At 50.7% G+C, this 13,491-nt stretch carries 14 protein-coding genes; 5 read left to right on the top strand and 9 right to left on the bottom strand.

What is annotated here, in order from left to right; all coding sequences use genetic code 11:
- Positions 1 to 7: 7 nt before the first annotated feature.
- From IPJ88_12965 to IPJ88_12955, 3 genes are read right to left on the bottom strand one after another with little or no spacing between them, the layout of a single operon-like run.
- Positions 8 to 1,135: a glycosyltransferase family 4 protein gene (locus IPJ88_12965; protein ID QQR89117.1), complete on the bottom strand. Its 1,128-nt coding sequence runs from the start codon at positions 1,133 to 1,135 to the stop codon at positions 8 to 10.
- 14 nt (positions 1,136 to 1,149) lie between these two features.
- The gene (locus IPJ88_12960; GenBank protein ID QQR89116.1) at positions 1,150 to 2,109 is read right to left on the bottom strand and encodes an NAD(P)-dependent oxidoreductase; all 960 of its coding nucleotides are present in this window, start codon (positions 2,107 to 2,109) and stop codon (positions 1,150 to 1,152) included.
- Positions 2,102 to 2,815 (bottom strand): NTP transferase domain-containing protein, encoded by a 714-nt coding sequence (locus IPJ88_12955; protein QQR89115.1) that lies wholly within the window; start codon positions 2,813 to 2,815, stop codon positions 2,102 to 2,104. The genes IPJ88_12960 and IPJ88_12955 overlap by 8 nt, the downstream gene beginning before the upstream one ends.
- 232 nt (positions 2,816 to 3,047) lie before the next feature.
- Between IPJ88_12955 and rfbG the strand changes: the two genes are divergently transcribed.
- Entirely contained in the window at positions 3,048 to 4,133 is a 1,086-nt protein-coding gene (rfbG, locus tag IPJ88_12950) for a CDP-glucose 4,6-dehydratase (protein QQR89114.1), read from the top strand.
- Between the two features lie 16 nt (positions 4,134 to 4,149).
- Here the strand turns inward: rfbG and IPJ88_12945 are convergent, their stop codons facing one another.
- The 5 genes from IPJ88_12945 to IPJ88_12925 are packed head-to-tail and all read right to left on the bottom strand — an operon-like array spanning position 4,150 to position 7,525.
- Positions 4,150 to 4,767 carry a glycosyltransferase gene (locus IPJ88_12945; GenBank protein ID QQR92038.1) on the bottom strand — a complete coding sequence of 206 codons (618 nt, stop codon included), beginning with the start codon at positions 4,765 to 4,767 and terminating at the stop codon, positions 4,150 to 4,152.
- The gene (locus tag IPJ88_12940; GenBank protein ID QQR89113.1) at positions 4,764 to 5,018 is read right to left on the bottom strand and encodes a glycosyltransferase; all 255 of its coding nucleotides are present in this window, start codon (positions 5,016 to 5,018) and stop codon (positions 4,764 to 4,766) included. Before IPJ88_12940 ends, IPJ88_12945 begins: the two co-directional genes overlap by 4 nt.
- 3 nt (positions 5,019 to 5,021) lie before the next feature.
- Positions 5,022 to 5,972 (bottom strand): FkbM family methyltransferase, encoded by a 951-nt coding sequence (locus IPJ88_12935; GenBank protein ID QQR89112.1) that lies wholly within the window; start codon positions 5,970 to 5,972, stop codon positions 5,022 to 5,024.
- Positions 5,956 to 6,573, bottom strand: coding sequence for a hypothetical protein (locus tag IPJ88_12930; GenBank protein QQR89111.1), 618 nt, complete (start codon positions 6,571 to 6,573; stop codon positions 5,956 to 5,958). Before IPJ88_12930 ends, IPJ88_12935 begins: the two co-directional genes overlap by 17 nt.
- 46 nt (positions 6,574 to 6,619) lie before the next feature.
- A complete protein-coding gene (locus IPJ88_12925) occupies positions 6,620 to 7,525 on the bottom strand; it encodes an alpha-1,2-fucosyltransferase (protein QQR89110.1) in 906 nt (301 codons plus the stop codon).
- A gap of 79 nt (positions 7,526 to 7,604) precedes the next feature.
- On the opposite strand from IPJ88_12925, the gene IPJ88_12920 reads away from it, so the two are divergent.
- Genes IPJ88_12920 through IPJ88_12905 form a run of 4 tightly spaced genes read left to right on the top strand, consistent with a single transcriptional unit; the run spans position 7,605 to position 12,178 of the window.
- Positions 7,605 to 8,555, top strand: coding sequence for a GDP-L-fucose synthase (locus IPJ88_12920; protein ID QQR89109.1), 951 nt, complete (start codon positions 7,605 to 7,607; stop codon positions 8,553 to 8,555).
- Position 8,556: 1 nt separating this feature from the next.
- Positions 8,557 to 9,573 (top strand): GDP-mannose 4,6-dehydratase, encoded by a 1,017-nt coding sequence (gmd, locus tag IPJ88_12915; GenBank protein ID QQR89108.1) that lies wholly within the window; start codon positions 8,557 to 8,559, stop codon positions 9,571 to 9,573.
- A 39-nt stretch (positions 9,574 to 9,612) separates the two neighbouring features.
- Positions 9,613 to 10,833, top strand: a complete 1,221-nt coding sequence (locus tag IPJ88_12910; GenBank protein ID QQR89107.1) for a glycosyltransferase family 4 protein — start codon at positions 9,613 to 9,615, stop codon at positions 10,831 to 10,833.
- Positions 10,826 to 12,178 carry an undecaprenyl/decaprenyl-phosphate alpha-N-acetylglucosaminyl 1-phosphate transferase gene (locus tag IPJ88_12905; protein ID QQR89106.1) on the top strand — a complete coding sequence of 451 codons (1,353 nt, stop codon included), beginning with the start codon at positions 10,826 to 10,828 and terminating at the stop codon, positions 12,176 to 12,178. The genes IPJ88_12910 and IPJ88_12905 overlap by 8 nt, the downstream gene beginning before the upstream one ends.
- On the opposite strand, the gene IPJ88_12900 is transcribed toward IPJ88_12905, so the two are convergent.
- The gene (locus IPJ88_12900) at positions 12,175 to 13,485 is read right to left on the bottom strand and encodes a nucleotide sugar dehydrogenase (protein QQR89105.1); all 1,311 of its coding nucleotides are present in this window, start codon (positions 13,483 to 13,485) and stop codon (positions 12,175 to 12,177) included. The two genes, IPJ88_12905 and IPJ88_12900, sit on opposite strands and share 4 nt — an antisense overlap.
- Between the last annotated feature and the right edge of the window lie 6 nt (positions 13,486 to 13,491).

The following is a 13,491-nucleotide window of genomic DNA, read 5'->3' as shown; positions in this document are numbered from 1 at the left end:
AGGAAAGTTAGGATCGCAACTTCAGCCAATATCTTTTAAACAAACTAAGCATCAACGCTGCTACTTGATCGGCATCGCACGACTTTGCAGCTATTTTAGCCGCTTCACCAAATATCGAAACGCATCCAGGGTTATCAATAAAAAAAGCCATCGCGGTATGAATGGATTCCGCATCGGGCATGATCAACAACCCGTTTTTCTCATTTTCTATGAGAAAATCAGCCGCATTAACATATTTCGTGGCGATTACGGGCATTCCGGCTGCCATGGCTTCGGGCACAACAAGACCCCATCCGGCATGGGTTGAAGGGCATACAAGAAGGTCGGAATCCGCAAACGGACGAATACGGTCAAGCCAAGTTGCGTATTCAGTGTCAAAACTGATGGACTCCGAAATCTCTGTTTTGCTTTTCAGCAGGGCATCGATTTCGCTCCGTAGAGGCCCCTTAGCTCCAAAAACAAATTTCCATTGCTTGGAGTGTGTCACGCTGAGTTTCTCGATGGCTCCGCATAGATTTCTGATATTGTTCCTCTCCACAAGCTGTCCAGAAAACAGAAAGGTCACTGGCCTTGATGGCTGACTGATCCGTTTTACCGCAAAATGATGAGACAGATCCTGCCCATAGGGCACCAGGTGCACCGTTTTTTGAGGAGCCCGTCGTGAATAATAGGCCTGTGCACTTTTTCCGATGGCCATCACGAAATGAGCTCTTTGCAATTGGTGGTGATGCAAAACAGCCGTGCCGATCCGGACGGCAAATGAGCGTGTACGGTTAGGCGCTTCGGCCCAAAACGTTACTATTCCTTTGAAGCTGCGCAATAGATTCTTGCTAGCACGATAGACCGCTGTGCGACCGAGGCCACCAACAATAATTACATCAGGATTAAGTTCTGTCGCAAGTTGCTCAAAATGCCCTCCGAGCTCTCTTCGCGTGGACCAACCGGAGTAACAGTGCACGTAGTCTAGCCCTTGGGCAGACTCTTGAGTCCAATGCTTACCTCGTCCTTCTCCGCTAAAGGAAGAAAATGCAATGTGGTAGTCGGCCCCTTTGGCCCGTAGCGCTTTTGCAAGTTCGATTTGAAAAGGAGCAAACATCGAAGACAAATTCAATATGCGGATTTTTTTTGATGCCATATTAGCGCTACCTCTCATTGCGCTAGCGAATCTTTCTGATTGCGATACCAGTTAAGAGTTGCACGGAATCCTTCGTCGAGCGGGGTGCTTCCGTGCAGAGCGTAAAGTTCGCCCTCAGAGCTTCGCTTATCCAGGGAAACGTTTCCTGCAAGTTGAGCATCATTACTGTCCGAGTGGAAAAGGCTCTGTGCTTTCCGAACGATTTGCTCAAGACTCAGCCCTTGACGTCCATAGATGCGAGCCATTGCTCCGTAATGTCCTGCGATGGCAGCATGTTCTCGCTGGATTTTGCATAGTCCGGCAACGACATCACCTACGTAGACGAGTTCGATTTGCGTATCGGAAGAGCTTCGCAGATTAAAGCGGCTCTGCTCAAGCAAGGATCGAAACAAGCTCGGGATAATCCGGCTCGTGCTCTGATCGCCTGGTCCGTAGACATTGGGCACCCGAACCGCCACCGACGATAAGCTTGCGTTGTTATTGTAGGCAGCGAAAACAAGTTCCGAGACGCGTTTGCTATACGCATACCAACTGCTTTTTCTTCGATCGGCTTTGAGCTTCTTCGGGCAACCGGACTCAGCGAGAGCAGAAGAAAGCAAAAGCACACTTGGCTTGGACGTTTGGGCTTCTAAAATGCTCAGCAAGTTCAGGGTAGCCAAGGTGTTTTGGCGCAGTATCGAGGAGGCTCTGTTCGCCACGTCTTGGCCATCGGATAAAGCGGCTAGGTGAAAGCAGTACGCTATGGGCTTTGACGATAAAAATTGCTCCAAGGCGACAGGCTCTAAAAGGTCGCATTCAACCCATTCATCAACATGAACCAGCTCAAGGTCTCGTTTGCGTGCGGTAGCTAAAACCACAAAACCTAGCTTTTTTAAAGAAACACATAGATGACGCCCTAAAAAACCAGTTGCCCCAGTAACGAGTACTCTTTGTGTCGGGTTGTTCAGCGAATCCTCCAAAATCTCTCTAGCCACGCTTGCTGAGCCAGCGTAGCTGCCCCGTTTGTTGCATCGTGTTCATCTCGCAAAACTCCTTGTGAGTGTTCATGGATTTCCAAAAACCAGTATGTTTGTAAGCGCTAATTTTCTTTTGCTTGACAAGCTCCGCAAATACTTCTTCTTCCAGTTCGCCCAGCGTCAACAGCGGAGCAATTTCGGTCGACACGCTCATGTAGCCCCCATTTATCCCCGAGTCCATCCGGCTTTTTTCTTCGAAGCATGAAACAATTCCCTCCGCGTTCGTTTGGAGCGTGCCAAAGGGAGAGAAGGGCTGTATCGCCGTAAGCGTAACGATGGAGTTCGCTTTTAGCGCCATGCTGACAACTTGCGATAGATCAACATCACTTAGGTCATCGCCGTAGCTAAGCATAAAGCGCGGCGTCTGCACAGAGCTTAGGGCTTCCGCAATACGCTCCGCTTTTGAGGCATCTTCTCCCGCATCAGAAAACACGACTTCCCATCCGAGTTGCGGCGCCCGAACTCGGAAATAGTCAACGACCATATCTGCTCGATAACCGAGACAGAGCACAAAGCGCTTCATGCCATGATTGGCAAAATGCTGCATGATGAGCTCAAGAATGGGTCGCTCTCCGATGCGTGCTAGGCACTTAGGCTGTGAAGCAGTAAGCTCGGAGAGCCGCAGGCCCCGCCCTCCAGCAAGCAACATGACATCCGAATCCATGTATGGTTGTCCCTCCGCAAATTCCTACGTTTTTGTTCAATGCACCAGAAGCGATCGCTTCGCGCTCTTAAACGCCCCTGCATTTGCTCGCTTCCTGGGCGCTTCAGCCAAATCACTTGCTCTACGAATTCCTTGGTCAGTATTTATGAGATGGCTTCTACTATCAAGACACCATACCAGAATCAATCAAAGCTTGGCTTTCGCCATTAAAAGGCTGTAGCATTCATCGGAAATGGGATTGATCGACAAAGGCTTTTGGAACAACCGACGGGTGCTCGTTACCGGGCATACCGGGTTTAAAGGAACGTGGTTGAGTGTCTGGCTAAAGAGCATGGGCGCTCAAGTTGCGGGTCTCGCACTTGCTCCGCAACAAAAACAAGACATGTTTAACCTAGTCGATCTTCCGGCCTCCTTAGACCTTCATGAAATAGGTGACATCCGTGATGCCCACGTGGTTCGCATCAGCCTAGCTAACTTCGAGCCAGAAGTCGTTTTCCATCTGGCTGCACAGCCCATCGTTCGGCAATCTTACCGTGATCCACTAGGGACCTACGCTACAAACGTGATGGGGACAGCCCATGTACTTGATGCGATCGTAAAGACCAAGTCCGTGAAAGCAGCGCTTATCGTCACCACCGACAAGGTTTACACAAACGAAGAATGGCTTTGGGGTTATCGCGAAAACGATCGCCTGGGAGGTAAAGATCCCTACAGTTCCAGCAAAGCTTGCGCTGAACTCATCACCCACGCGTACCGCGAGTCGTATGCGAAAGTAGATGGCTACAAGCTAGGCTTAGCGTCCGCCCGAGCTGGCAACGTTCTTGGGGGCGGTGACTGGAGCGCTGATCGCATTGTACCAGACATGGTTCGCGCCTTTCTAAAAAACGAGGCCGTCGTCATTCGCAACCCGGCATCGACCCGTCCTTGGCAGCACGTTATTGATCCTCTGCGTGGCTATCTACGGCTGGCAGAAAAACTCTATCACTGTGCAACCGACTATTCCGAAGCGTGGAACTTTGGTCCCGAAGCTGCTGATGCAGTCTCCGTTAAAACACTCGCAGGCTTGTTTGCTCAGGCATGGGGCGATGCGGCAACCATTGACGATGAAGCTAGCATCTCTGGCGTAACGATGCCTGAGGCGAACTTCTTGAAACTCGACCACAGCAAGGCTTCCTCCCGTCTCAATTGGTTCCCTGCTGTTCAGCTTGCGCAGTGCGTCCTTATGACCGCCGATTGGTACAAAGCGGCAGATAAACAGCCGTCATCAAAAGAGCTATGGGATCTAACCTGCACTCAAATCGCTGAGGCAGAGAGGTGATTGAAACACTGTGGCTCTAGCGGCGCAAAACGAAGGCTGGGTGGTGGCGCGCCATTGCGTACGCGCGAATTAGTTTTGCCCGAATATTTCTTGCCATACGTTCAAATCGCCCGATGTTTTTCTCGCCCGTCATATTGGCAACGCGTCCCAGATGCTCCCGGTATACTTTCCCAAGTCGCTGCGAACCTGAAATCGACTCTGAATGCACTCGGAACGCCGCCAAAACCTCATCGACACAAGCAAAACTTTTTTTCGCTAATGCAGCACGCACATAGAACTCGCCATCCATGCACGTCGGGTTAGCCTCGTTAAAGCCGCCCACCGCCTCATAGACATCACGCCGCCAAAAGGTAGCTTGTTGCGGAATGCCGAAAATACCGATCACTCGGTCTCTCATACTAAAAGGGATTGCTGCGGCCATGCCGGTAATGCGGTCTTGTGCGTCGATCACAAAAGTGTGTCCCTGCAAGACGCCAACATCGGGGTACGATCGAAAAAAACTAGCTACTCGCGTCAGGGTATCTGGAGCTATAAGTAGATCATCGCTGTTTAGATAAGCGAACACCTCACCGGTGGCGTGTGTGAACCCTGTATTGATAGCGTTCGATTGACCGCTGTCTTTTTCGCTTTTCAGTAAAAAATCTCTCTCTCATAGCGCTTGATAATATCAACACTCTCATCCGTAGAGCCACCATCCATTACGATGAGCTCTTTGTTTGGGTAGTCCTGTTGAATAACACTAAGCAGCGTTCGCTCAAGAAACTTTCCTTGCTGATAGCTAGGGACAACGATAGAAATCCTAGGCTCCTCCGCGCTGTGCGGCTCAGCATGAACCGATGTCTTGCGAATCAATGGACGTTGTATGGGTCTGGTATAGCGAGGCATGTCTCAGTTGGTATAACTATTCAAACGTGTCCACAACGGATGCTTTGGTCCGCAAGCAATCAGATTGTATGCTTGGCTCACACCTTCTTTTGCCGTTACTAGATTCCCTTGCTTATCCACAGTGCAAATCCGCCAATCCAATTCCGTAAAAAAGCTGTTAATCCCAGCAAAGTCCGAGTTTTCTACCAGCGCAATGGCCTCGGGGCTCGAACGAAGCAGCTCAACTGCGCCTTTTAGCACCTGGATTTCGTGCCCCTCGGTGTCGATTTTGACAAAACGAAGAGGTGAGCTAAGCGGCGTAGTCGAAACATAGTCATCCAGGGTAAGTGATTTTACGGTAACTGTGTTGTGAACGGCATGATCACGTGAAAAAGCCTGGTCCTTCATTCTATTGGTGCCGCTAAAGCTGCCTGTAATCTCAAATACCTTTTCTCCCCCTTCATCCGAAACGGCAGCCTCAACCGCATGAAATGAACTCAGGCGGTTGAGTTCCAAGTTTCTTTCCAGGAAACGGAAGTTATCGCTCGCCGGTTCAAAAGCAATACCGTCTCTACATAGGTGGGCAAGCAACAAGGAAAACAGACCGACATGAGCGCCAACGTCGATGATGGTACCCGCGGAGAGCTGATTAAGTTGTTCACGCAAGAACATGATGTACTGAGGTTCATAAATGCGTGTGTAAATCACCCCTGTCGAATTTGCGGACTGTGGATCGACCACGAATTTTTGCCCGTTATCCAACCGAACAACAAAAGGGCGAGCAATAGTGCGCTTGTACATCTGCCAGCCCATGGCCAAAAAAAGCCGATATAGCCGTTGTCCCTTGTTTGACGGGTTTTCCCAAATGTACCGGAAAACACCAATGCTAGTTTGTTTGCTCTTGCTGAGCTTTTCAAGAATGGTATGTGCGAAGCTATACATGGCAAGGTCGTTTAGGTCATGACTGTCGCTCAACAATAACCTGATCCAGGTGCACGCTTAGCTTAAAGCCCTCGGACGCAAACTTTTCTTCACATAGACGGATTAGTTTCCATTTTTCTGGCCAACCCGGAGCAACACCGAACTCACGGAAATCGTCGATAATGATTCCCGCGACACAATCCAAATGTTTTGCTAACTCTTCAAGCACCACCAAAGCCGGCTCTGCCAAATCGCCGTGCGCAGTCTGTCCTCCCGAAAAATGTCCGTCGAGAAAAAATACCGCAGGCGATTCAATTTGTCTTTCATGCAATAGCTTGGTGACTTCTTCGTTCGCATCACCCTCAATCACCTTCACATGATCAAAAACAGAAAGGTAGCGCCGCGATTCGGCTGCCAATGTCGGATCGAGTTCAATGGTAAAGATTTTCTCAAAGTGAGGAGCGCAACGTTTGGTTGTGACACCACGAAAGGTCCCCGTTTCAACTAGAACTTTTGCGCCACTTCGTCGACGCACAGCGTTGATGTTGCGAAACTTGGAATAACTATGCGGATTGTTAAAGTTGAAAGAACCAATGCGATACAAATCGACTAGGTGCCCAACAAAGCCTTTTGGAAGTATACCAGGGGTGTTCATGAATGGATGGAAACTAGCCGAAATTCCAGAGCAGGTAAACTGATCTTCAAGAGCCGCAGGAATCTGCGCCGAGCACAAGGCGCTCAAGGGAATCGAGCTCAATTGCCGAGCCCGCTTCGATGCATAGCTCGCTACCGGTTCCTTGCGGATAAACGTCTTTGATATAACCCGTTCCATGCCACAGTGAGGGCATTCGACCCAGAAAAGAAGCCCACGCGCTAAATGTCGAGTTTGATGCAACTAATACGCGTGCTTGACTGAGCGCAAGCAAATCAGCCATCGCGGATCCAAAATCCATACGTTCAGCATGCCGAAGCGACAGCAGGTCTTTTAGCTCCGCGTCCGATCCGTCAGAAAAAATTGCAAGAGGAGTATCTTGTCCTAAAAGCTCGCGAAGCTTCCGTACATTCTCAATGTACCAGGCCAGGGGCAAACGCGTATTGAACGCCGAAGTTCCGGCTTGTTGAAAATCGCCGAGTCGTACATGAACAGCGATGGCTTGAGTCAACCAATCGGGGTGCTGAGGTTTCGCTTTGACTATCTCTAAAAGACTTGACCGAATAAAAGCATGGTGCTCATGCAAAGGCTGAAAGTACCTTCCGAGTCCCGAAAAGACGACGAGCTCATCAGAACGAACCGTGAGCTCTGATAAATAATTTTCGTTGCGTCGCTTTTTACTTAGCAGCACCAACGCTTTTCGAAGTCCAGTGAGCTCGTTCTTGCGAGCTCGAAATAGCCCAACATAGCCACGCTTATCTTTTTCGTTCCGCAGGTAGGGGCCCGGCTTAAACTGAGCCCACGTTGGTGCGATGCCCTGAATTCCTGGCTGTTTAGTGTATAAAACATACCTGGCCCAAGGGAGCAGCAGATTGCCTAACCCTGAACCCTGGATCCTGAAGAAAGCGAAATCCAAAGGGCTAAATTGAGCGTAAGCGTAAGTTCTTTTTTTCATCTTTTGCTTTTCAGCGTATCCGGTTACAAGCCATGTTAGAAGCGTAAAACAGCAGACTAACCTTTCGTCGAATCGATCCATGCAGGAAAACTTTTTCAAAAACAAGCGAATCACAGTAACAGGCGGCAAGGGCTTTTTGGGCTCCTTTGTTTGCGACGCGCTAAAAAGGGCAGGGGCCTCACAAATTAGCGCACCGAGCAGCCAGGACGTGGATTTGGTGGATTCAAACGCCACGGAGGCTTTCCTGAACAGAGAGAAACCCGACCTCATTTTCCACCTTGCGGCGCGGGTAGGCGGCATTGGGGCAAATCAAAAGAACCCGGGCAAGTATTTTTATGAGAACATGCAGATGGGCATGAACGTGTTTGAAGCAGCGCGTAAGTATGGCGTTCAAAAAACGGTGTTCGTTGGAACGATTTGCTCTTACCCTAAGTTTGCACCGATACCCTTCAAGGAAGCCGACTTGTGGAACGGTTATCCGGAGGAAACCAATGCTCCGTACGGTGTTGCTAAAAAGGCTTTGATGACGATGGCCTCTGCATACAAGCAGCAATACGGAACCACCATCATTTCACTAATGCCGGTTAACTTGTATGGGCCACGCGACAACTTTGATCTGGAATCGAGCCACGTCATTCCCGCCATGATTCGCAAATGCATCGACGCTGTTGGTTCCGGAGCGGACGAAGTAGTGTTGTGGGGTGACGGTAGCCCGACCCGAGAGTTCCTTTACGTCGAGGATTGTGTGGAGGGGCTGTTGCGAGCCGCTGCCTTGTACGATTCGCCGGATCCGGTAAATCTTGGGGCTGGATTTGAAATCAAAATGAAAGATCTTGTTGAACTCATCGCCGATCTCACGGGTTTTAAAGGCAAGCTCCACTGGGATAGTTCTCGGCCAAATGGACAGCCTAGGCGCATGTTGGACACCACGAAGGCTCATGAACTTTTTGATTTTAAGGCCCAAACCTCTCTAAAAGAGGGTTTGCGAAAAACGATCACGTGGTATCAAGACAACAAGAAAGCACTGTGACATGACGGATCCATCATCAAAAAAACGCGCACTTGTAACGGGTATCACGGGCCAAGACGGCAGCTATCTTGCCGAACTCTTGCTGGAAAAAGGCTATGAAGTTCACGGTATTATACGGCGATCTTCAAGCTTTAACACTGAACGCATCGACCATCTCTATCGTGATCCCCACAGCCCAGAAGCGCGTCTGTTTTTGCACTATGGCGACTTAGCCGACGGCTCGGCGCTAAGCCGCGTGCTTCGCGAAGTGGACCCGCATGAGGTCTATAACCTGGGCGCTCAAAGCCATGTTCGGGTCAGTTTTGATGTCCCAGAATACACAGGGGAGGTCACAGGCCTCGGCACGGTGCGCTTGCTTGAAACCATCCGTGAACTCGGCCTTCGCCCCAAGTTTTATCAAGCTTCATCGTCTGAGCTCTACGGCAAGGTTGTTGAGACACCTCAAAAAGAGACTACGCCTTTTCATCCGCGCAGCCCTTATGCCGCGGCCAAAGCCTATTCGTTTTATATCACTCAAAACTACCGAGAGTCCTACGACTTGTTTGCCGTCAACGGCATCCTGTTCAACCACGAAAGCCCGCGACGCGGCGAGACCTTTGTCACACGTAAAATCACCCGGGCATTGGGACGCATCAAAGTGGGTTTGCAAAAAAAGCTTTTCCTAGGCAACCTCGATGCTAAGCGCGACTGGGGTTTCGCTGGAGACTATGTTGAGGCCATGTGGCGAATGCTTCAAGTCGATGAGCCCGACGACTACGTAGTCGCTACGGGCGAGACCCACAGCGTCAAAGAGTTCTTGGAACTTGCGGCATCGATCGCGGAAGTTGATCTGAAAGAGAAAGTGGAAATCGATCCGAAATATTTTAGGCCGGCGGAAGTTGATTTGCTTCTTGGGGACGCTTCAAAAGCACGGCAAAAGCTCGGATGGCAACCTAAAGTAGGCTTCGAAGAGCTCGTGCGCATGATGATTGAGTCTGACATCGAGCTTGCTCGCCGAGAAAAACGAGCTTTGGGTTAAAATTAACAGTATAACACAAAGCGGGTTTTCTTTCAAAGCATGCGCTTACTCGTGTTACATCAGCATTATTGGCCAGAAACGGCTGCAACAGCGCAGTTGCTCACCGATCTGTGTGAAGACTTATTTCGTTCTGGCATCGAAGTCGACGTCCTGAGCGCGCAACCTTCCTATCATACCGGGCAAAAGCAACCCGCACTTGAAAATTACGAGTGTCGTAATGGCGTTCACATTCATCGAACATGGTCTTACACGCCAAATCGCCGCAGCATTCCGCAGCGTTTGTTGAACTACGGAACTTTCTTCGGGAGCTCGCTGCTTGATGCTTTGCTCGACAGACAACCTGATGTCGTGCTCGTGCTCTCAACGCCCCCACTCTTGCTTGGGGTATCTGGAACCCTGCTCAAAGCGCTCAAAGGCGTGCCTTTTGTTTACTCGGTTCAGGACATCTATCCAGACATTGCGAAGGATCTCGGAGTGCTGTCCGACGGCTTTGCCTACCGAGCCATCAATACGGTTTCCACCGCGCTTTATAAACAAGCAGATTGTTTGGTTACTTTGTCCGAGGGAATGGCGAAGCGGCTTGAGACCAAAGGAATTGAGCGCGACCGAATTAAAGTCATTGCCAACTGGGCCGATACCGATCAAGTTGTTCCACTCGAACGAAACACGCCGCTTCGAAGAGAACTGCAAATCGATGATCGCTTTTGTTTGCTCTACGCTGGCAACCTTGGCCTTTCACAAGGCTTAGACCTTGTGCTCGAAGCTGCAGCCTTGCTTGCAGACCTTCCAGTACAATTTATCCTGGCTGGCGCGGGCAATGCTACCGAAGGTCTTATCGCTAAAGCCGAAGGGCTGCAGCTAACAAATCTTCGCTTTGTTCCCCCTCAGCCACGGGACCGGCTCGCTGAACTCTTGGCAATTGGTGACATAGGCCTTGTCCCAATGCGCAACGGCGTGAGCAGCGATCTCGTTCCTTCCAAGCTCTATGGGATCATGGCAGCGGGCAGACCCGTCCTTGCTTGTGTCGAAACGCACAGTGAGGTTGCTAAAGTCATCGAGAACCACGCGTGCGGCCTCGTAACAGAGCCTGAAAACCCCATAAAATTGGCTAAAATTATTCGACAAACATGGCAGGACCAAGACAAACAGCGTCTTTTAGGGCATAATGCGCGGCAGGCCGCCGTAGAGTATTTTAGTCGCTCGGTATGCACCAAACAGTACGAACGGCTCATCGGCCAGGTCGCCAACAAACATGCTTAGTTCGCTCACAGCCTTTCTTATTTCTGTCCTTTGCGCCGCGTTATTTACCCCTTTGGTGCGCATCTTCGCTCACCGTGTTGGCGCGGTCGATACGCCAGGCGGACGGCGAGTCAACGAACGAGCCATCCCGCGCATGGGCGGGCTTGCCGTAGCCGCAGCGTTTTTCGTACCCTTTATTGCGCTTTTTTTGCTCGACACCGGCGTAGCACGCGTGTTTTTCGCAGAACCATCCCATGCAGCCGGTCTGGTTTTTGGAGGCCTATTGGTTTGCGGCTTAGGGGCCCTCGATGACCTTCGAGGCGTGCGCGCATGGCATAAACTGGCCGTACAAATCGCTGCTGCTCTGGTGGCCTTTTATTGTGGTTATCGCATCGACGCGGTGAACTTACCGGGCATGGGCATCCTGCAGATGGGTATCTTTGCCGCACCAGTGACCGTCCTTTGGATTGTCGCGATTATCAACGCCTTGAACTTGATCGACGGGCTCGATGGACTTGCTGCGGGGATTGCTTTTTTCGCATGCGTAACCAATTTCGTTGTGGCAGTGATTGGCCACAACGATCTTGTGATGCTGCTCGCTGCAAGCCTCGGCGGAGCAGTGCTTGGTTTTTTGGTCTACAATTTTAATCCGGCCAGTATTTTCATGGGTGATTCGGGCAGCATGTTTTTGGGCTACGTGCTTGCCACCATGTCCTTGCTTGGCAGCGCCATCAAAAGTTCCACCACGGTCGCGATTCTCGTGCCGCTGGTTGCTCTCGGCGTACCGATCATGGATACGCTCCTCGCCATGGCCAGGCGTTTTTTGGAACGACGCCCCATCTTCTCTCCGGACCGTGGGCACATTCACCATCGATTGCTAGAGCTTGGTCTTACACATCGCAGGGCTGTTTTGATTCTCTACGGCTTTTCGGTCGTCTTTACCGTTGGAGCTATTACGCTTGCGCTGGGTCGCAACTGGCAAGTTGGCGGCGCCATCATTGTGCTCAGCATTGTCTTTGTGGGCCTAATTCGGCTTGCGGGAAACCTCGACTTTTCTCGCTTGTTGGGTGTCCCGAAGTTTAACGAGCAAAGCGGTCATTCCTTGCCCCAAGCTGTACTAGACTATGTGGAAGAACTCATGCACGCCTCGAGCTCTGAGGAGATTCACAGAGTCCTACACCATGCAAAAGAACAGCTTAGCTTGGATAATCTGCGCAAGACAGCAGCGCGCACGAGCGTCATCCCGGTTCAATCGCCAGAACGCACCTTCGCCTTGGCTCTTCTTGATGCGCTAAGCGCGAAACGACTGCAGGCGCTTGATGTTTCAGGCACCAAACAGCGCAAAACGCTGGGAACAACCCATTAAGCAGAAACCAAGTCCGCTCCGGTTGATTTGATAGACCGCATCACGCCTCGGGTATCCACAATCAATTGCGCGTGCTTGGCAATCCAATTCCAATCGTATGCGTCATGATGCGTCGCAATCACCACAGCATCGTAGCTGCCCAAGGTCGCCTCGCTCAATTCAATACTCGGCTTGCTAAAAGTATGCTCGCGAGTTTTGGGAGGCACAGGGATATGAGGATCGTGGTAGTCAACTTCTGCCCCAAGCTCTTCAATATGCTCAACAAGCTCAAAACTAGGACTTTCACGTGCATCATCGACATTGGGCTTGTAAGCAAGCCCGAGAACAAGCACGCGTGAGCGCGATACGGCTTTGCCTTTGTCGTTCAGAGCAAGGACGAGCTTGTCCACAACATACTTCGGCATCGCGCGGTTTATTTCCCCAGCCAGCTCAATAAAACGCGTGATTTGGCCTGCCTCACGAGCCTTGTACGAGAGATAAAAAGGATCAATGGGGATGCAGTGACCACCGAGGCCGGGGCCAGGATAGAAGGCTTGAAAGCCAAAAGGCTTCGTTGCGGCCGCATCAATGACTTCCCAGACATCGATGCCCAAAGCCCCGAGAATCACTTTCATCTCGTTGACCAACGCAATGTTTACTGAACGGTAGATGTTTTCAAGCAGTTTTGCGGATTCGGCGATTTCAGCGGAGGAGGTGAGCACCACCGTATCAATAGCCGTTGCATAAAGCGCACGCGCCAGCTCGCCACTTGTTGAATCAAGTCCTCCCACGAGCTTGGGAATCGTTTTTGTGTTGGCATCCACGCGTCCCGGATCTTCGCGTTCCGGAGAATAGGCCAGGTAAAAATCCTTGTTTACCTTGAGGCCGCTTTTCTCCAAAATAGGCAGCATCACCTCCCGTGTGGTGCCAGGGTAGGTAGTCGATTCAAGCACCACCAACTGTCCCGCCCGAAGATGCTTGGAAATGATCTCGGTGGTGTCTTCAACAAAACTTAAATCCGGATTAAGTGTTCGGTTCAGCGGGGTTGGAACACACAAAATAATAGCGTCGCACTGCTTGAGTTTGGAAAAATCACCGGTCGCAGAAAAACGCTCCGATGCGGCCATCTCTTTTGTGAAATCGGCACCCAAATGCTTAAGGTAGTTCTTGCCTTCGGCGAGTTGAACAATTTTTTGTTCGTCCACATCGAAGCCCATCACCTTGAGGCCTGCTCGAAAAAACGTTCTTGCAAGCGGCAATCCCACGTAGCCTAAGCCAACGATACCAACAGTAGCTTCGCGTTTTTTAATCAATTCTTGAATGCTCATTTGCCC

This window comes from Myxococcales bacterium (assembly GCA_016699535.1).
GTDB lineage: Bacteria > Myxococcota_A > Polyangia > Polyangiales.
This window is presented reverse-complemented; position numbering and strand designations above follow the sequence as displayed.

Excerpts from the sequence above, each read along its gene's own strand:
- IPJ88_12965 (QQR89117.1), bottom strand. The coding sequence starts at position 1,135 with ATGGCATCAAAAAAAATCCGCATATTGAATTTGTCTTCGATGTTTGCT.
- IPJ88_12955 (QQR89115.1), bottom strand. The coding sequence starts at position 2,815 with ATGGATTCGGATGTCATGTTGCTTGCTGGAGGGCGGGGCCTGCGGCTC.
- rfbG (QQR89114.1), top strand. The coding sequence starts at position 3,048 with ATGGGATTGATCGACAAAGGCTTTTGGAACAACCGACGGGTGCTCGTT.
- IPJ88_12940 (QQR89113.1), bottom strand. The coding sequence starts at position 5,018 with ATGCCTCGCTATACCAGACCCATACAACGTCCATTGATTCGCAAGACA.
- IPJ88_12930 (QQR89111.1), bottom strand. The coding sequence starts at position 6,573 with ATGAACACCCCTGGTATACTTCCAAAAGGCTTTGTTGGGCACCTAGTC.
- IPJ88_12925 (QQR89110.1), bottom strand. The coding sequence starts at position 7,525 with ATGAAAAAAAGAACTTACGCTTACGCTCAATTTAGCCCTTTGGATTTC.
- IPJ88_12920 (QQR89109.1), top strand. The coding sequence starts at position 7,605 with ATGCAGGAAAACTTTTTCAAAAACAAGCGAATCACAGTAACAGGCGGC.
- gmd (QQR89108.1), top strand. The coding sequence starts at position 8,557 with ATGACGGATCCATCATCAAAAAAACGCGCACTTGTAACGGGTATCACG.
- IPJ88_12910 (QQR89107.1), top strand. The coding sequence starts at position 9,613 with ATGCGCTTACTCGTGTTACATCAGCATTATTGGCCAGAAACGGCTGCA.
- IPJ88_12905 (QQR89106.1), top strand. The coding sequence starts at position 10,826 with ATGCTTAGTTCGCTCACAGCCTTTCTTATTTCTGTCCTTTGCGCCGCG.
- IPJ88_12900 (QQR89105.1), bottom strand. The coding sequence starts at position 13,485 with ATGAGCATTCAAGAATTGATTAAAAAACGCGAAGCTACTGTTGGTATC.